The organism is Romboutsia sedimentorum, from assembly GCF_030131845.1.
Classification (GTDB): Bacteria; Bacillota; Clostridia; order Peptostreptococcales; family Peptostreptococcaceae; genus Romboutsia_D; species Romboutsia_D sedimentorum.
Window position 1 is genome coordinate 25075 of the sequence record NZ_JASKYM010000008.1, and the last position, 20001, is coordinate 45075.

The window sequence follows — 20001 nt, forward strand, 5'->3', positions numbered from 1 at the left end:
GATAAATTCACTATATAGTGAATTTATCCTTTTTATTTTTATAATTTTGCTATATTGTATACATCTAATCCAGCATTTATTATTTTTTTCTTTTTTACCCCAACTAAAGCTCTTAATGTATCTAATGATGTCATTATTTCAGTTGAGAACTCTGTTGCTGTTCTTCTTATTTTAAATCCATCTCTAGTAGAATCATTTCCTTTAGTAGCTGTATTTATTACTATATCTACTTCTTTATTTCTTATAGCATCTAATATGTTAGGTCTAGATTCTTCTACCCTATTAACTATATCTGCTTTTATTCCATTTATTTTCAGAATATTTGCTGTCCCTTCTGTAGCTAAGAAAGTATATCCTAATTCATTCATGTCTTTTGCTATTGCTATAAATTCTTCTTTATCATAGTTATTTATAGTAGCCAATACTACACCTCTTTTATCAGACATAGTTTTTCCTGCTGCTATAAACCCTTTACATAGTGCTTCTTCTAAATTTTCACCTATACCTAATACTTCTCCAGTAGATTTCATTTCTGGACCTAAGCTTATATCTACTTTAGCAAGTTTTGACATAGAGAACACTGGTACTTTTACTGATACTAATCTAGGTTCTTTATATACGCCAGTTCCATATCCTAAGTCCTTTAATTTAGATCCTAACATACATCTAGTAGCTAAGTCTATTATAGGCACATTACTTACTTTACTTATATATGGTACAGTTCTACTCGCTCTTGGGTTAACTTCTATTATATACAATTCGTTTTTAAATTCTATAAACTGTATATTTACCATTCCAAGTACATTTAAATCTAATGCTATTTTTTTAGTATAATCTAATATTTTAGATTTTATTTCATCACTTATATTTTGACTTGGATACATTGTTATACTATCCCCTGAGTGAACTCCTGCTCTTTCTAAGTGTTCCATTATCCCTGGTATTAATATATCATCCCCATCACATATTGCATCTACTTCTATTTCTCTACCTACTAAATACATATCTATAAGAACTGGATTTTTATTATCTCTTTTAAATGCATTTTCTAAATATCTAGCTAATTTATTTTCATCATAAGTTATTTCCATACCTTGACCACCAAGTACATAAGATGGTCTAACTAATACTGGATAACCTAATTTTTTAGCTTCTTTAATACCTTCTTCTACTGACCATATAGCTTTTCCCTTTGGTCTATTTATATCTAGTTTTTCTAATAGTTCTTCAAATTTTTCTCTGTCTTCTGCTGCATCTATATCCTTAAAATCAGTTCCTAATATCTTTATTTTCTTTTCATCTAAGAACTTAGCTAACTTTATTGCAGTTTGACCTCCAAATTGAAGTATAACTCCATCTGGATTTTCTTTTTCTATAATATTTAATACTTCTTCTTCAGTTAATGGCTCAAAATATAATCTATCAGATGTATCAAAATCTGTACTTACTGTTTCTGGGTTATTATTTACTATTATAGTTTCTATTCCCATTTTTCTTAGTGCTTTTACACAATGAACTGAACAATAATCAAATTCTATACCTTGACCTATTCTTATTGGACCAGACCCTAAAACCATAACTTTTTTTCTATCACTTATTTCTACTTCATCATATTGCTCGTATGTAGAATAATAGTATGGAGATAGTGCATCAAACTCTCCTCCACAAGTATCAACCATTTTATATGATGGCTTTATGTTGTATAACTTTCTTAATTCACATAGTCTTTCTGGACTTATTTTCATTAAATCAGCTATACCTTTATCAGAGAATCCTTTTTTCTTTAATTGTAGTAGATATTCTTTATTTAAATCTTCTATCTTCATCTCTTTTAATTTTTCTTCTTGTTCTACTATCCACTTAAATTTATTTATAAACCACTTATCTACTCCAGTGATTTGTTCTATCATTTCTAATTTATAGCCTCTTCTTATCATTTCAGCTAAATCAAATAATCTCTCATCATCAGGTACTACTACACTTTTCTTTAATAACTCTATGCTTTTTTCTTCAGACTCTGCATGAACTAAAGAATATTTTCCTATTTCAAGAGATCTTATACCTTTAAGTAGTGCTGCTTCAAAGTTACTTCCTATACTCATTATCTCCCCTGTTGCCATCATCTTTGTTCCTAGTTTTCTATTCGCTTGTTTAAACTTATCAAATGGCCACTTTGGTATCTTTACTACTACATAATCTAGTGTTGGCTCAAAACATGCATAAGTTTTCTTTGTTACAGCATTTTGTATTTCATCTAATGTATATCCTAGTGCTATTTTCGCTCCCACTTTTGCTATTGGATAACCCGTAGCCTTTGATGCTAGAGCTGATGATCTTGAAACTCTTGGATTTATTTCTATTATTGCATATTCTAAACTGTGAGGATTTAATGCTATTTGTACATTACATCCACCTTTAACTTCGATTGCATTTATTATATCTATTGATGCAGTTCTAAGCATTTGATATTCTTTATCACTTAAAGTCTGGCTAGGTGCTACAACTATACTGTCTCCAGTATGCACTCCAACTGGATCTATATTTTCCATATTACATACAGTTATACAGTTTCCGTTTCCATCTCTCATTACTTCATATTCTATTTCTTTCCAACCTTTTATACTCTTTTCAAGTAATACTTGTTTAACTGGACTTAATTGTAAACCTTGTGTAAGTATTTCTGTTAATTCTTCTACACTTTCAGCTATACCTCCACCAGTTCCACCTAATGTGTAAGCTGGTCTAACAACTACCGGATACCCTATCTGGTCTGCAAACTTTAATCCACTTTCTAAATCAGTTACGATGTCACTTATTACAACAGGTTGATTTATTTCTCTCATTACATTTCTAAAAGTATCCCTATCTTCACCTTTTTTAATGGACTCTATAGAAGTACCTATTACTTTTACATTATACTTTTCTAATATTCCTGCATCATGTAATTCAACTGCTAAGTTAAGTCCTGTTTGTCCACCCATCCCTGCAAGTAAACTATCTGGTCTTTCCTTTTCTATTATCTTTTCTATAAACTCTATTGTTAATGGTTCTATATATATTTTATCCGCTACTTCTCTATCCGTCATGATTGTAGCTGGGTTACTGTTTATTAATACTACTTCTATTCCCTCTTCTTTTAAAGCTTGACAAGCTTGCGTTCCAGAATAATCAAATTCTGCTGCTTGTCCTATTATTATAGGTCCCGAACCTAATACTAACGTCTTTTTTATACTATCTATTTTAGGCATAATTTTTTCTCCTTATCTAAACGATTTATGATTTATACTAATTCTAAAAACTTATCAAATATGTAATCATTGTCTTGTGGTCCTGGACAAGCTTCTGGATGATATTGAACACTGTATATAGGTAACTGTGTATGTCTCATTCCTTCTACAGTATTATCATTTAAATTCACATGAGTTACTTTCATGCTCTCTGGCATTTGTGAAACATAGTATCCATGATTTTGAGATGTTATAAATACTTTATTTTGTTCTAAATCCTTAACTGGATGATTTCCACCTCTATGTCCAAACTTTAACTTAGATGTCTGACCACCTAAAGCTAGTGCTAAAAGTTGATGTCCTAAACAGATTCCAACTATCGGTTTTTTTCCAACTAATTCTTTTATATTTTCTATAACATCTTCTAAATCTTCTGGATCTCCAGGTCCGTTAGATAAGAATATTAAATCTGGGTTTATTGATAGCACTTCTTCTGGCTTAGTGTTTGCAGGGAATACAGTTATATCACACCCGCGTTTTGCAAATGATCTTAATATATTTTGCTTAACTCCAAAGTCCATAACTGCTACTTTAGGCCCATCTCCATTTATATGTTCTACTTCTTTTCTAGTTACTGTTTTTACAGCTGTTGTATTTGAGAAACTATCTAATTTAGAAGCAACATCTTCTAATGAAGCACTTTCTAAAGTTATTATGCCTTTCATAGTTCCATTATTTCTTAATATTTTAGTTAAAGCTCTTGTATCTATGCCTTCAAGTCCTATAACTTTATTTTGTTTTAAGTATGTGTCTAAATCCATTTCACATCTAAAGTTATTTGGATTATCACTTTTTTCTCTTACTATAAATCCTTTTACATGAACTCCTTTTGATTCTACATCTTCTAGGTTTATTCCATAGTTTCCTATAAGAGGGTAAGTCATAGTTACTATTTGGCCATAGTACGATGGATCAGTTAGTACTTCTCCATATCCTATCATTGAAGTATTAAATACTACTTCACCTATGCTGTCTTTTAAGTATCCAAAAGCATTTCCTTCAAATATTGTTCCGTCTTGTAATATTAATTTCCCCTTCATATACCTTACCTCCTAAGCATTCTCTATTTCAGCTACTATGCTAGTTGCTGATTCATTTGGATTTTGAGCTTGAGTTATAGGTCTTCCAACTACTAAGTAGTGAGCACCTCTTTTTATTGCATCAGCTGGAGTAACAACTCTTTTTTGATCTCCTACTTCTGACGAGGCTGGTCTTATTCCTGGACATACTGTTATAAAATCATTTCCACATGCTTCTACTATTTTATGAACTTCTTGAGCTGAACAAACAACTCCATCTATTCCTGATTCTTTAGCTAACTTAGCTCTTTTTATAGCTAACTCTTCTGTATTTAGATTACAACCTATATCAGCTAAATCTTGATTACTTAATGAAGTTAAAACTGTAACACCTACTATTAATGGTTTTTCTATATTTAGCTTTGCTGCTTCTTCTTTCGCAGCCAATGCGCATCTTCTCATACCTTCCATGTCAGATACATGTATTGTCATTAACCATACATTATCTCTTACTGCTGCTCTTACTGCGCTTTCCATTGTGTTTGGTATATCGTGGAATTTAAGGTCTAAGAATATTTTTTTACCTTTTTCTTTTAAATAATCTACTGTTTTGCCTCTAGTTGAAACATATTGCTCTAGGCCAACTTTAAATATATCTACACTGTCTTCTAGTTTATCTATTAACTCTTTAGCTTTATCAAATTCATTAGTGTCAATTGCAACAATTAATTTTTCTTTTCCTTTTATCATATTGAATTCTCCTTTTTAATAAAGCCCAATAAAAAATCCTTACACCAAATAGAGGTGTAAGGATTTTTATCTATACATAGCTTTTATACGTTTTAAGCTATGAGATATCTTTCCCAGCCTCTCTGGACTAGTTTAAAAGACTTTATTCTTTTTTATTTTTATTTTTTTATTAAAAAAACCCCTAACTAAGATAGCTAGAGGTTATAAATACAAATTTAGACAATCATTTTATATTTAACCTTTTTAGCCTCTCTGGACTATTTTAAGGAATTTTATTTTTAGTTTAATAGCTTCATACCCTCTCTGTGATAATTTAAAGCTTTATCTTGTTTACAATTATTACATTTATTACTTTTGATGTCAACTATTCTTTTTATTATTATTTATTATATTTTTTCTAATATACTAATATAATAATTTTTCCCTAATCTTTTTTTGGCATCGCTTTTCTGATATTCAACATCAATATCATACTTTTCACAAGCCATATCAAAATGTCTTAATGCAATTCCCATACTTACCTTACTCATATCCTCTAAACCTTTTTTTGGTTTTTCTTCATACACGTCTATTCTATTTTTATAGTTATAGAACATCCATGGCTGAGAATTTTTTATAGATGGAGCTACTGTAACTGAATTAAGAATTTTTATCCATTTTCTATCCATTTTTTTAGATATATGTTTTATTCTTTTTCTTCTTCTATGAGCATCCGTTAGCTCAAACAACTTTTCTTCTTTTTTAGCATATCCAAAAGCTATAACCATACACGGCTTTTCAATTTCGTCTTCATCTTCAATTTCTTCTTCTATATTTTCGTCTTCAGATAATACTTTATTTTCATGCAATTTACCGTATACTCTTTCTTTATCTTCATAATATACAAATTCTTCAATGTCTTCTCTTTTTATATCACACTCCACCCAACATGTTCCAAGTCCTAAAGTAGTTAATTGCAACACTACTTTTTCAATCGCAAATCCTATATTTTGAAGATAATCTTCACCCTTATTACAACTTACCACTATATAATGTGGCGCTTTAACCTTGCATTCTTTTCCCATTAAAAAATGAATTAAATGACCTCTTTCTATAACATGAGCTGTAATTTTTAAATCTTCATTTAAATAAGTTATGTCGCTACATATTTTTTTTACTTCTTTCATCAAAAGTTCATTTATATTTTTATTTGAGTAATTTCTTATAGTTCTTCTATAAAAAATAGCGTCGTATAACTCCATCTACGTCCTCCTACTTAATTGCATTTGTATGTTAAAAAATTTAAACTATCAAACATAATTAATTCCCTATAATTATAATTATTTAAAATTAAATTCATATGCAAAACTATTTATTTATCATCTACTTAAATAGTAATTTACTTATTAATAATTTAATAAAATCTATATATTATATTATAAGTTTTTTTTAATTTTTTTGTACAGTTTTACTATAAAAATATATATATTATTATAAATTCATTATAAATTTTATTTTTTTGGCTATTTTTAATTTCAATTATATATTAAAATATATCTAGAGTTAAAATTAGCTAATATTAGGAGGTAATATTTATGGAATTTGAAAGAAATTTAGATAAATACGCAGAGCTTGCAGTTAAAGTTGGTGTTAATATTCAACCTGATCAAACTTTACTTGTAAGATCACCAATAGAGTGTGCTGCTTTCGCAAGAAAAGTTTTAGTACATGCTTACAAATGTGGAGCTAAAAACGTACATATAGAGTGGTCAGATGAACAATCTACTTTATTAAGATATTTAAATGCACCAGAAGAATCATTTAATGAATTCCCAAAATGGACTTCAGATCAATATGTTGATATAGCAAAAGAAGGTGGAGCTTTCTTAACTATATATGCTCAAGATCCTGATTTATTAAAAAATGTAGATCCTCAGAGAGTTGCTAATTTCCAAAAAGCTTCGGCTGTAGCTCTAAAAGAATGGAGAACTTACACATTATCTGATAAATGTAAATGGAGTATAGTATCTGTTCCAACTGAAGCATGGGCTAAAAAAGTATTCCCTGGCGCATCTAGTAGCGAGTCTGTAGACAAACTATGGGAAGCAATATTTAAATGTACAAGAGTTTCTGGACAAGATCCAATAGAAGCTTGGAAAAACCATAATGCTGATTTAAAATTAAGAATGAACTTCTTAAATGACAAGAACTTTAAAACTTTAAAATTCAAATCTTCAAAAACTGATATTACTATGGATTTACCAGAAGGACATGCTTGGTTAAGTGGATCTTCAAAGGACCCTAATGGAATTGAATTTAATGCAAATATGCCAACAGAAGAAGTTTTCTCTATGCCTCATAAATTCAAGGTAAACGGTATCGTTCATAGTACTAAGCCTCTTGTTTATGGTGGAAACGTTATAGACGATTTCTCTTTAACTTTTAAAGATGGAAAAATAGTAGACTTTACTGCTAAAGAAGGTGCTGAAACTTTAGGAAAACTTATAGATACAGATGAAGGTTCTCATTACTTAGGTGAGGTTGCATTAGTACCTTTTAAATCACCTATATCTGATACAAACATAGTATTCTTTAATACTTTATTTGATGAAAATGCATCTTGCCATTTTGCTATTGGTGCTGCATACAGAACATGTATCAAAAATGGAGCTGAAATAAAAGATGAAGATTGTGACAACCGTGGAGTAAACCAAAGTTTAACTCACGTTGACTTTATGATTGGTTCTAATGACATGAATATAGTTGGACAAACTTATTCTGGAGAAGAAGTTCAAATCTTCAAAGATGGAAACTGGGCTTTCTAATTTAGTTTTTGAATTTTAAGTATTTAGACAAAAAAAAGCATCTATTTCCGTTATAGATGCTCATTGGGGGAGATATAGGAGATATTTATTATTTGGGGGAGTAAATATCTCCTATACCTTAATTATGTACAGAAAAAAGAAAGATATACATTTTAAACAAACTTTTTTAATAAATAAAAAAAGATTAATAGAATTTTAAAATTCCACTAATCTTTTTTTAAGTTGACGAAAAATATTTATATTAATTAATCTAAAATAGATTAATTTATACCTTAGTTTTGTTTATCTTATTTTTATAATAAATTTTTATTTACTATATTCTAATTCAGTCCATTCTATATTATCCATATATTGTTCAACTAAGTCGTCGCATATACCTGGATGTATAGTTTCTTCTGTAGAAATAGTTATAGTCGACATAGCTATTGCATACTTTACAGTATCAACTACATCTATGTTATTCATATATCCATTAGCAATACCTGCAACGAAAGAATCTCCTGCTCCGGTAACATTAACAACTTTAACATTGTTAGCTTTTATCTTACCTTCACTAGTTCCATTATTGTAGTATATTCCATCTTCATCTAATGTTATAAATACATTTTGTATTCCTAAGTCTATAAAATATTGACCTGCTTTTCTTAAATCTTCATCATTGTGTATTTTAAATCCACACATTATTTCTGCTTCATATCTATTAGGCTTTATTGTATGGAAATGACTTATTAAATGTTTTACATTTTTTGCTTTTGCAGCAGATACTGGATCTAATATAAATTTAGTTTCTCCGCTAAATGTTTTTATTATATATTCTACTATATCAGGTCTATCTGAATCTAGTATCATATACTCTGAATTTTTTATTATTTCTGCTTTAGAATCTATAAATTTTGTAGTAAACATATCTATTATTTTCATATCTACTACAGCAGATACCATTTCACCTTGTTCGTCTAAAATAGCCATATATGTAGGTGTATGACCATCTTTAATAATTAAAGACTCACTCATATCGTATTTCATCTTTTTAGAGTGTTCAATCATTCTATTTCCAGGCTCATCATCGCCTAAAATAGATATAAACTTTGTATTGACGTTAACTCTTGCCATACATTCAGCTATATTTCTACAAACACCTCCAAAAGAAGTCTTTACTTTACCAGGATTAGAATCATTACATCTATAATTTCTATCTGTAAATCCGCAAATATCAAAAACTGATACTCCGAAAACTAATGCATAAGGCAGTTTTTTTTCAATCATTTTATTTACCCTCCCTAAGAATCACCTACCTATTTTATCATATTTTTATTAGTTTTTTCTATATATTTTGTATATTCTTATCATTTCCAGCTATTTTTTTGTCGAACAATGTTATTTTTTATAAAATTTATTTTTCAAAATGCAATTTAGCTATTTCTACTGCAGATTTAGCATCCTTAGAATAATAGTCTGATCCTATCTCTTTTGCATACTCTTCGTTAAGTACAGCTCCACCTACAAATACCTTTACATCCATATCTTCTTTTCTCAATGCTTCTATTGTTTCTTTCATGCTCACAACAGTTGTTGTCATTAATGCACTTAATCCTATTAATTTTATTTTTCTCTTTTTTGCTTCTTCAACTACTACTTCAATGGGCACATCTTTTCCTAAATCTATTACTTCATAACCATAGTTTTCAATCATAATTTTAACTATGTTTTTCCCGATATCGTGAATATCGCCTTTTACTGTAGCTAAAATTATTTTACCTTTATATACAGATTTATCATTTTTTTGAAGTGAGCTTTCTTTTATTACATTTAGTGATACTTTAACTGTTTCTGCACATTGAATTAGTTGCGGTAAAAATATTTCACCACTGTCATATTTTTTTCCAACTTCATCTAATGCAGGTATTAAAATTTCATCTAAAATTTTATCTTCAGAATATTTTTGTAAAAGTGATGTTGTTATAGACTTGCAGTCTTCTTGTAATCCTCTTTGTACTACTTGCTTTAAAGTTAACTCACTATTGTTTTCTTTTGATTTATTTATATTTTTATTATTTGTAATAGTATTGTATTTATTTATATATTCAACACAATTTTTATCTATATTTTTTATTACCTTAAAAGAATTTATAGCTTCCATCATGTTTTCTTCATTAGGATTTATTATTGGTAAATCTAGCCCATAACCTAAAGTTAATGTTAAGAATGAACTATTTAAAGCCTTTCTATTTGGTACTCCAAAAGAAATATTAGATACTCCTAATATAGTTTTTACTCCTAGTTTTTCCTTAACCATTTTTATACATTTCAAAGTTTCTATCGCTTCTTCTTGTTGTGCTGATACTGTTAAAGATAAACAATCTATGAATATATCTTGTTTTTTTATACCATATTCCATAGCTTTATCTACTATTTTCTTTGCGATTTCAAATCTATCTTGTGCTTTTTGTGGTATTCCATTTTCATCTAATGTAAGGCCTACTACACAAGCTCCATATTTTTTTACTATTGGAAGTATACTATTTAGTGACTCTTCTTTGCCGTTTACTGAATTTGCTATAGTCTTTCCATTATAATATCTAAGACCTTGTTCTAATGCTTTTATATCCGATGAATCAACTTGTAGAGGTACATCTATTACTGACTGTATTTCTTTTAAAATTCTTGGCATCATTTTAGATTCATCTATATCTGCTAGTCCAACATTAACATTTAAAATCTCCGCTCCTGCATTAATTTGCTCTAATCCTAAATTTATTGCATAATCAAAATTTCCATTTTTAATAGATTGTTGTAATAATTTCTTTCCTGTTGGATTTATTCTCTCTCCCATAACTGTAGGTGCTTTTATTTCAACACATTTAGATGGTGAACAAACTATACTTTTTATCTCTTTTTCTATCTCAACTATTTCAAGTTTATCTAAGTTTTGTGATATTTTATTTATAAATGATGGATTAGTACCACAACATCCACCTATTATTGATGCCCCCGCCTCTATAAATTTTTGCACGCCTTCATAAAAATCATCCTTGTTCACATTGTATATAGCTTGACCATCTATTATATCTGGTAGACCTGCATTAGCTTGAACTATAACTGGTATAGTAGCTATCTTGCATATCTTTTTAACTATTGGTAATAACTGTTTTGGACCTAATGAACAATTCACACCTATTGCATCTACTCCTAAGCCTTCAATAGTTGCTACCATACTTTCTGGCATACATCCCGTAAAACTTCTTTCATTTTCATCAAATGTCATAGTACAAAATACAGGTAAATTAGTATTTTCTTTTACTGCTAAAACAGCTGCTTTTGCTTCATATAGATCCATCATAGTTTCTATAATAATTAAATCTACTCCAAATTTTTCCCCTTGTATTGCTTGTCTTTTAAAAATTTCATATGCATTATCAAAACTTAAAGTTCCCATAGGTTCTAGCATCTCTCCAATTGGTCCCATATCAAGTGCTACATATCTAGGTTTTGATTTATCTACTTTCTCTATTGCACATCTAGCCATTTTGACTGCATTTTCTACAACTTCTTCTACTGTATATCCAAGCTTATCTAATTTTAATCCATTTGCTCCAAATGTATTTGTAGTAACTACGTTACACCCTGCTTCTAAATATAATTTATGTATCTCCATTAATTTTTCTGGATTTTCAAGTGCAAATAGCTCTGGGTTTTCACCTATTTTCAATCCTTTTTGCTGAAGCATTGTTCCCATTGCTCCATCAAATAATAATATATTATTTTTTATATACTCTACTACATTCATTATCTACATCCCCTTTTTTGTATTTACAAGTTTTATGGTTCTCACAATTTAAACATGAAGGTTGTACCCTGTTTATTGTTTTGTGCGTTATACCCATTATTGCAACTACTGATTTCCTTGGAATCATTATTCCACTATCATTTATTGTTAATCCTATTTGATTTTGAGCATTTAGTAAATTTAATATTTCTTTATTTAATTCTAATGGTAAATCTCCATAGCCCGGACTATATCTCATGGTTATGTGTTTTCCTTTTTGATTTAATTCTTTTTCAATATTAGACTGTACTGCATCACATACTTCTTCTATTGCAGTAGTTGCACATGCATCCAGTATTATACTTTTGCTTAATTGACTATATGAATATTTTCTTATTTCTTTTTCAATTTCTATTCCTAATGTAGCGCTAATAATAATACATTCGTCACAATCTTTTAATATATTATATAAATCTCTACTTTTTAATTTTAAGTTACTACCTTTTATAGATATTTTATTATAGCAAGCACCCTTATTTTCTATTAATATAGGATAAACCCTCAAAATATATCGAGGGTTTATCTTTTCTTTAGTTATTTTTATACACTCATAAATGTTATTTTTAAGGTTATCACTTATGTATTGACCTTTATATTCTAAATATCTTAAAACTTCTTTTTCCTCTATCTTTATCAGATTATCAAATTTAAACGACATATTATCTATTCTCCATAAATATTAAGAGAGAATCCTTTTTCTAAAGCTTCCCTAGCATATTCTTTTGCTCCAAATAAAGATAAATCTTTATAATTTCCACATTCTATAGCACTAGCAGCTGGCATTTCATTTACTTTTAATACCATATCTAATGCACTCTCTAGTCCTTCTTTTACAGCTTGTGGTTCTACTTCTCCCCACATTATTAAATAAAATCCTGTTCTACATCCCATTGGAGATAAATCTATTATATTGTCTAATGTTTCTCTTAAATAAGTGGCTAATAAATGCTCTAATCCATGTATAGCAGCTGTCCCAAAAGTTTCTGCATTTGGTTGTAAGAATCTTAAATCAAACTTAGTCACTTTATCGCCATTTACTCCATCTAACACACAACATTTTCTTATATACGGTGCTTTTACCTTTGTATGGTCTAATTTAAAACTCTCTACTTTTTGCATTTTTTTATCCTCCCCTATTTTAAATTATATATATTATACTTCAAAATGTTGGAATAATCTTATATAACATTTTTTATAATAAAAATATCATTTCTAATTTTTCAAATGAATTAAATTTAACTATTACAATGCTAAAATTCAACCTGTTAAACACAACTTTTGAATGTTTCACGCTAAACCTTTATATGAAGCCTTATTGTTTAGTATTAGCAAGTTTGTTATAATATTTTAGATAATTCTATAAAATTTTAATTAACTAAAATATAAATACTTATTTATATAGTATTTTTCAACGGAGGATATAAATATGTCTATGAAAAAACTTCTTAGTAAAGCTCGTCAAGCTATACAAGATTTTGATATGATACAAGAAAATGATAAAATAGCAGTTGGACTTTCTGGAGGTAAAGATAGTTTAACTTTACTTCACATTCTAAAAAATTACCAGAAATTTTCGCCTCAAAAATTCGAACTAATAGCTATTACTCTAAATCCTGGGGGAGTAGATAATTCTCCTTTATACAAATTATGTGAAGATTTAGAAGTCCCTTTTTATGAAATTCAAACAAATATAAAAGAAATTGTATTTGATATAAGAAAAGAAAAAAATCCATGTTCTTTATGTGCAAATTTAAGACGTGGTGCTTTAAACAGTAATGCAAAAGAATTAGGATGTAATAAAGTTGCTCTTGGACATCATAAAGATGATGCTATAGAAACTTTTTTAATGTCTATGTTTTATGAAGGAAGAGTAAATTGTTTTTCTCCAAAGAGCTATATGGATAATCAAGACTTAACAGTGATAAGACCTATGGTATATATAGACGAATATATGACTAAAAGAATCACTAAAGATTGCAATTACCCAGTCATAGAAAATCCATGTCCTGCTAATGGACATACTAAAAGACAAGATATAAAAGAACTTATAATAAAATTAAACGCAGATATGCCTGGAGTTAAAAAACATATATTTGGAGCATTAAATAATTCAGAAAAATTATTTATATGGGATAAAGATAAAATAAAATAAATTTTTAAATGCACTATTTTATTTATGAAAAAATAAGAAATAAAATAGTGTATTTCTTATTTTTTCATAGAATTTTAGGCTTATTTAATATATCATCTTGTTTTAATAATTCTAAATATTTATTAGCTAAATAGTGCTATTATCGTACTTTTTGCAAATCTCGTCACATACAAGTTTACTTCCATCTATTATTACAGATACCCCATTTCCAGGATGAGTTGACGAACCTATAAAATAAAGTCCATTTGTATTTTCATCATTTATATGAGGTCTAAAATAAGTGGTTTGATTTAATTTATGACTTATTCCAAATGCTGTTCCATTATAAGAATTAAATCTACGTTTTAGTTGTATTGGCGTTAAATATGATTCATATAATATTTCTTTGTTTAGATTTTCTAGACCTTTTACATTTTTTAATTGATTTATAATAATGTTTCTAAATTTTCTTATATTTTCTTTGTTCCACTTTATACTTTTATATTCTAAATTAGGCACTCTCACCATTATATTCAGTATACTTTCAAAAGAACCTGATACAGATTCATCTATTTTACTTGGATAATATAAATATATTGATGGAGATTTTGGTAATTTACCTTTGAATGAACTTTCAATATTTTCTTTGAAATTGTCTCCTATATACATATTATGTACTTGTAAATCATCGTATTTTTTATTAAGTCCTAGGTACATAATAAAAATTGAACAAGAATATTCTTCTTTTTTTATTTTCTTTATCTTATTATTTTTTCCTTTATTGATTAAATTAGTTATAGCATAAGGATAGTCAGCATTACATACAACTATATCAGATTTATAAATTCCTTTATTCGATTCAACACCTACAATCTTATCCTTATGTATCAATATTTTTTCTACATTATTTTCAGTTTCTATTACTCCACCTAATTCTAATATTAATTTTTTTAGAGCTTCTATATATTTGTAAAAACCACCTTTTATATACCATAATCCATATGTATGCGATATAGCTGGTATTAAAGTGTATAGGTTAGAACTTGTGTATGGGTTTATTCCTATATACATAGATTGAAATATTAAGTATTCTTTTAATTGTTTGTTAGATATTATATTTTCTACGTATTTATTAACATTAGTAAATGGCTTTATTTGTGATAATACTTTTAGAGATTTACTAATCGATACATCATTTATATCTGTCATTGATTTGTCTAAAAAATATTTTTTACTATAGATATATTTTTCCAAAGATTTAGATGTAAAGTTCAAATATTCAATAGATAACCCCTCTTGCATATGTTCCAATACTCTTACCATTTTGCTTAAATCACTATAAAAATCATATCTATCTCCATTATGATAATTAACTCTATATATAGGATCTATTTTTATTAGCTCAAAATAATCTTTATAATCTTTTCCAACTTCATCAAAAATTTCAGTGTATATTTTAGGAGTCATTAATATAGATGCTGTTAAATCAAACGTAGCACCTTCTATATTTTTTATATTAACTTTTCCACCTATTTCTTTTTCTTTTTCTAATATGGTTACTTTGTATCCCTGTTTCAGTAATCTTATTGCTGTACAAAGTCCTCCTATTCCAGCCCCCACAGTAATTACACTTTTCATAATTTACACTTCCTTAAGTACTAATTTTTTATAATATAATTAGTATTCCTCTTAAGCTTATTATTATTTGTAATTTTCACAAAATAATAGACCTACAAATGCCAAATCCTAAGGTGTTTTGAGGTCTTTATTCTTAACTATATAATTTTTTTATTTAATGGCTTTACTGAGTTATCTATTTTTACATTAAGCTTGTTTTGAACCATATATAATAATACAGGAATATACATATATGTTAGGTATCCCTTAGTATTAAATACTAAAAGTATTAATAAAACAGAAGATATTATTGCCATTATTACAGAAGTTTTATTGCTTTTCTTAAATAGTTTGATGGTAATACCAGACATCAGACCAAACAGTAATATCATCAATGAAAATACAATAAAAATTCCTAATTGTTGTAAGTTTGCTGGAACTTTAGGAATAAATGAATATCCTATTACGAAAATATATGTCAATATTCCAAATAAAAAATATGTTTTACCCATAGTACTTTTCTTAAATATCAATAAAACTGTAAATACAAAATAAAAAGAACTTAAAACGCTAACAAGACCCATATCAATCACCTATCCTTATTTAAAAATAAAACCATAAAGCTTTTATTAAAAGCCTTATGGTTTTTGAGTAATTTTATAAACCTAAAAGCATAGGTCCAACAGCTAATATAATTACTGTTGCAATAAATATCATCACTAATAATTTAGTTACAAACTTAATCCATGTACTATATTCTATCTTTGATATTGCAAGACCACCCATAACAACTCCTGATGTTGGAGTTACTAAGTTTACTATACCTGAACCAGCAGAGAAAGCTGAAACTATTATCTCTGGTGCAATATTTAACTTTTGTGCTAATGGTGCAAATATTGGCATAGAAACTGAAGCAAGTCCAGAAGTTGATGGTATTAAGAATGATAATGCTATGTATATTAAGTATGCCATGTTAGCAAATAACATACCTGATACTCCGCTTAATACTCCTGATGCTTTATCTAATATGTATAAATCTAATCCTGAGTTTGCCATCATGAAAGATACTCCTCTTGATATACCTACAACAAGGGCAACCCCGACCATATCAGCACATCCATTTATAAATGAACCAACTATGTCTTCTTCAGACATTCTGTAAACTAAACCTATTACAACAGACATTAAGAAGAACCATACTGTTAACTCTGGGAACCACCATTTTCCTAATGGAGATCCATTAAACCATGCAGTATTATCAAATATTGTTACACCAAAATCATTCCATGGTATAACACTTGCTATCATTACTGCAAAAGATAATCCAAATAATACTAATACTATTTTTCTTTTTCCGTTTAATTCTAAAATTTCCTCAGAGTTTTGACTAAAAGCTTCATTAGCTGTCTCTAATTCATGTTTAGATAATAAAGTAGCATTTTTATCAGCATATACTTTTTTAGCATATCTCATAACGTAAGCTATTGCTATTAGTAAAGTTACAATCCATAATACAGCACCTAATGCTATTGTACTACCTTGATTTATCGTAACTCCTGCTGCTCCAGCTGCTGAAACAGCCGCTCCTATAGCAAATGGATTTACTGTTGATCCTAAAACCCCTACTCCACAACCAAGTAATAATGTAGCCGCTCCTACTAATGGATCAAAACCTGCTGCCATCATAGTTGCAGTTATTAGTGCATAAAATGCTAATGATTCTTCTGCCATTCCGTAAGAAGTACCACCTAATGAGAATAATAACATTAAAACTGGTATTAGCATTAATTCTTTACCTTTTAATTTTTTAACAAGTCCTCCAACTCCAGCATCTAAAGCACCTGTTTTTGTTACAACCCCTAAGAATCCACCTATTATAAGTACGAATAGTGCAACATCTATTGCACCTTTAAGTTGTCCTTCATTCCATACACTCATATAGTTAGTTTCTGAGTCATTTATAGTTTTTAAAGCAGCTTCTACTCCGCCTTTGTCCATAGATGTACTTATTTGTTCGTCTAAAGCTAAATCTTTTATCCCAACCATACCTGTTACTGGTGCCATAACTAAGTCAGATAATTGAGCTTTTTTAACTCCTGGCACAAATTGAGTTATTAGTGCGATTGATATCATTATTGCTAATAATACCGTATAAGCAGATGGGAACTTAAATTTCTTTTTCTTGTCTTTTGACATCTTACATTTCCCCTTTATTTTTTAATTTTCACATTATTTTTAAGAGTTAATCTCTATAAAAATCGTTTAAAATATAACATTCAATTCAATTATATAATAACATTTTCTGTAAATAAAGAAAATACTATTCTATCTAAGAATAATATTTCCTTTTTGTAAACGTGCTTATTATTATGCATTAAAGATCTATCTATCTTTACATATTATAGTTCCTGTTTTTCCATGTAAAGCTTCTTTAGCTTTTTCTAGAGAAGTTATTAATGCTTTTCCGTTAGTAGATGATGCTACAAAATCTACACATGCTTCTACTTTAGGTAACATAGATCCTTTTGCAAAATGCTCTTCAGCTATATATTTAGCAGCTTCTTCTAAGTTTATAGAAGCTAATTCTTCTTGATTTGGTTTGTTGAAGTTTATGCAAACTCTATCAACAGCTGTTAATATTACTAACATTTCTGCATCAAGGTCTTTTGCTAACTTAGCACTTGATTTGTCTTTGTCTATAACTGCTGCTACACCTTCTAAAGACCCATCTTGTTTTTCTATTACTGGTATACCACCACCACCAATAGTTATTACTATACTTCCGTTATCAACTAATTGCTTAACAGTTTCTAACTCAACTATTTTTTGTGGTTGTGGAGAAGCAACAACTCTTCTATATCCTCTTCCTGAGTCCTCTACAAAAGTAAAAGCTTTTTCAGCAGCTATTTTATCTGCTTCGTCTTTAGTATAGAACATACCAACTGGTTTAGTTAAGTTTTTAAATGCTTCATCTTTTTCATCAACTACAACTTGAGTTACTATTGTTGCAACGTTTTTATTAAGTTTTCTAGCATTTAATTCATTTTTTATTGATTGTTGTAAATGATAACCTATATAACCTTGACTCATTGATCCACATTCTGCAAATGGCATACTTGGAGTATTAGCACCATTGTTAGCTGCAAAATCCATAGCTAAATTTATCATACCTACTTGTGGTCCATTACCATGTCCAACTATTACGTTATATCCTTCTTCTGAAAGATCTACTATTGTCTTTGCTGTTTGTTTAACTAATTTTAATTGTTCTTCTGGATTGTTTCCTAATGCATTTCCACCTAAAGCTATAACTAATCTCTTCATAGTTTGACACCTCTATCTAAATATATTTTATACAACTATAACCCCCATCTAAATTCTCCGATAACAAAATGGGGGTTACATGTTTTGCTTAATTTAACTTTATTTCTATAATTTATTGTCCTATAGTAGCAGCCATTATAGCTTTTATAGTATGCATTCTGTTTTCTGCTTCATCAAATACAACTGATTGCTTAGATTCAAATACTTCATCAGTAACTTCCATTTCAGTTATACCGAATTTTTCAGCCATTTCTTTTCCTGTAGTAGTTTTTGTATCATGGAATGCTGGTAAACAGTGCATGAATATTGCTTCTGGGTTAGCATTGTCCATAACAGATTTATTAACTTGGAATGGTTTTAATTGAGCTATTCTAGCTTCCCAAACTTCAACAGGTTCTCCCATAGATACCCAAACGTCAGTGTATATAACGTCAGCGTTCTTAGTTCCAGCCATAACATCTTCAGTTAATGTTATTGTACAACCATTATCTTTAGCTATTGCTTCACAAGTAGCTACTAATTCTTCAGCTGGGAATAATTCTTTTGGAGCACAAGCTGTGAAATTTAATCCCATTTTAGCACAAGCAACCATTAAAGAGTTACCCATGTTGTTTCTAGCATCTCCCATGTAAACAAAGTTTACACCTTTTAATCTTCCTAATTTTTCTTCTATAGTTAATAAGTCAGCTATCATTTGAGTTGGATGGAACTCATTTGTTAATCCATTCCAAACTGGTACTCCAGCATGAGCAGCTAATTCTTCTACTATTTCTTGCTCGAATCCTCTATATTCTATACCATCATACATTCTTCCTAAAACTCTAGCAGTATCTGCTATAGATTCTTTTTTACCCATTTGAGAACCAGTTGGTCCTAGGTAAGTAACACCCATACCTAAATCCATTGCCCCAACTTCAAATGAACATCTAGTTCTAGTTGAGTCTTTTGCGAATAATATAACAGCGTTTTTTCCTTCTAAAGTTTTATTTACTACTCCAGCTCTTTTTAAATCCTTTAAGTTTTTAGATAAATCTAATAAGTATCTTATTTCTGCACTCGAAAAATCTAATAATTTTAAAAATGAACGTCCTCTTAAATTAACTGCCATGGTAAAATCCTCCTAATAAGTTATATTATATTTTTAAAAAATTTAATTTAATTTATTGTCTAAAGGCTTAGTATTAAACCTTTAGACAATTTTTAGTATGTGTATATTCTTAAGCTATTTTTTAATATTATTACT

Annotated in this window: 15 protein-coding genes; 2 read left to right on the forward strand and 13 right to left on the reverse strand. The window is 28.8% G+C overall.

Annotated features, from left to right (window positions below):
* Positions 1-38 precede the first annotated feature (38 nt).
* The 4 genes from carB to QOZ84_RS12990 form a co-directional block, all read right to left on the reverse strand.
* A complete protein-coding gene (gene carB / locus QOZ84_RS12975) occupies positions 39-3248 on the reverse strand; it encodes a carbamoyl-phosphate synthase large subunit (RefSeq protein ID WP_284133378.1) in 3210 nt (1069 codons plus the stop codon).
* A gap of 32 nt (positions 3249-3280) precedes the next feature.
* Positions 3281-4327 (reverse strand): glutamine-hydrolyzing carbamoyl-phosphate synthase small subunit, encoded by a 1047-nt coding sequence (gene carA / locus QOZ84_RS12980; protein ID WP_284133379.1) that lies wholly within the window; start codon positions 4325-4327, stop codon positions 3281-3283.
* Positions 4328-4339: 12 nt separating this feature from the next.
* Complete coding sequence (gene pyrF / locus QOZ84_RS12985; RefSeq protein ID WP_284133380.1) at positions 4340-5056, reverse strand: orotidine-5'-phosphate decarboxylase; 717 nt, start codon at positions 5054-5056, stop codon at positions 4340-4342.
* Positions 5057-5442: 386 nt separating this feature from the next.
* Positions 5443-6297 carry a nitroreductase family protein gene (locus QOZ84_RS12990; RefSeq protein ID WP_284133381.1) on the reverse strand — a complete coding sequence of 285 codons (855 nt, stop codon included), beginning with the start codon at positions 6295-6297 and terminating at the stop codon, positions 5443-5445.
* 333 nt (positions 6298-6630) lie between these two features.
* Here QOZ84_RS12990 and QOZ84_RS12995 point away from each other — a divergent pair, with 333 nt between their 5' ends.
* Positions 6631-7860, forward strand: coding sequence for an aminopeptidase (locus QOZ84_RS12995; protein ID WP_284133382.1), 1230 nt, complete (start codon positions 6631-6633; stop codon positions 7858-7860).
* Between the two features lie 306 nt (positions 7861-8166).
* Here QOZ84_RS12995 and QOZ84_RS13000 read toward each other — a convergent pair whose 3' ends face one another.
* From QOZ84_RS13000 to QOZ84_RS13015, 4 genes are all read right to left on the reverse strand, one after another.
* Complete coding sequence (locus tag QOZ84_RS13000) at positions 8167-9126, reverse strand: carbohydrate kinase family protein (protein WP_284133383.1); 960 nt, start codon at positions 9124-9126, stop codon at positions 8167-8169.
* A 127-nt stretch (positions 9127-9253) separates the two neighbouring features.
* Positions 9254-11647, reverse strand: coding sequence for a homocysteine S-methyltransferase family protein (locus QOZ84_RS13005; protein ID WP_284133384.1), 2394 nt, complete (start codon positions 11645-11647; stop codon positions 9254-9256).
* Positions 11619-12344, reverse strand: coding sequence for a vitamin B12 dependent-methionine synthase activation domain-containing protein (locus tag QOZ84_RS13010; protein WP_284133385.1), 726 nt, complete (start codon positions 12342-12344; stop codon positions 11619-11621). Before QOZ84_RS13010 ends, QOZ84_RS13005 begins: the two co-directional genes overlap by 29 nt.
* A gap of 5 nt (positions 12345-12349) precedes the next feature.
* Positions 12350-12805, reverse strand: coding sequence for an S-ribosylhomocysteine lyase (locus QOZ84_RS13015; RefSeq protein ID WP_284133386.1), 456 nt, complete (start codon positions 12803-12805; stop codon positions 12350-12352).
* 307 nt (positions 12806-13112) lie between these two features.
* Here QOZ84_RS13015 and QOZ84_RS13020 point away from each other — a divergent pair, with 307 nt between their 5' ends.
* Complete coding sequence (locus QOZ84_RS13020; RefSeq protein WP_331496584.1) at positions 13113-13838, forward strand: tRNA 2-thiocytidine biosynthesis TtcA family protein; 726 nt, start codon at positions 13113-13115, stop codon at positions 13836-13838.
* Positions 13839-13964: 126 nt separating this feature from the next.
* On the opposite strand, the gene QOZ84_RS13025 is transcribed toward QOZ84_RS13020, so the two are convergent.
* From QOZ84_RS13025 to argF, 5 genes are all read right to left on the reverse strand, one after another.
* Positions 13965-15455, reverse strand: a complete 1491-nt coding sequence (locus QOZ84_RS13025; protein WP_284133387.1) for a phytoene desaturase family protein — start codon at positions 15453-15455, stop codon at positions 13965-13967.
* Positions 15456-15592: 137 nt separating this feature from the next.
* A complete protein-coding gene (locus QOZ84_RS13030; protein WP_284133388.1) occupies positions 15593-16018 on the reverse strand; it encodes a hypothetical protein in 426 nt (141 codons plus the stop codon).
* A 73-nt stretch (positions 16019-16091) separates the two neighbouring features.
* Positions 16092-17630, reverse strand: a complete 1539-nt coding sequence (locus QOZ84_RS13035) for a YfcC family protein (RefSeq protein WP_284133389.1) — start codon at positions 17628-17630, stop codon at positions 16092-16094.
* A gap of 186 nt (positions 17631-17816) precedes the next feature.
* Positions 17817-18758, reverse strand: coding sequence for a carbamate kinase (gene arcC / locus QOZ84_RS13040; RefSeq protein WP_284133390.1), 942 nt, complete (start codon positions 18756-18758; stop codon positions 17817-17819).
* 112 nt (positions 18759-18870) lie between these two features.
* The gene (gene argF / locus QOZ84_RS13045; protein WP_284133391.1) at positions 18871-19866 is read right to left on the reverse strand and encodes an ornithine carbamoyltransferase; all 996 of its coding nucleotides are present in this window, start codon (positions 19864-19866) and stop codon (positions 18871-18873) included.
* Between the last annotated feature and the right edge of the window lie 135 nt (positions 19867-20001).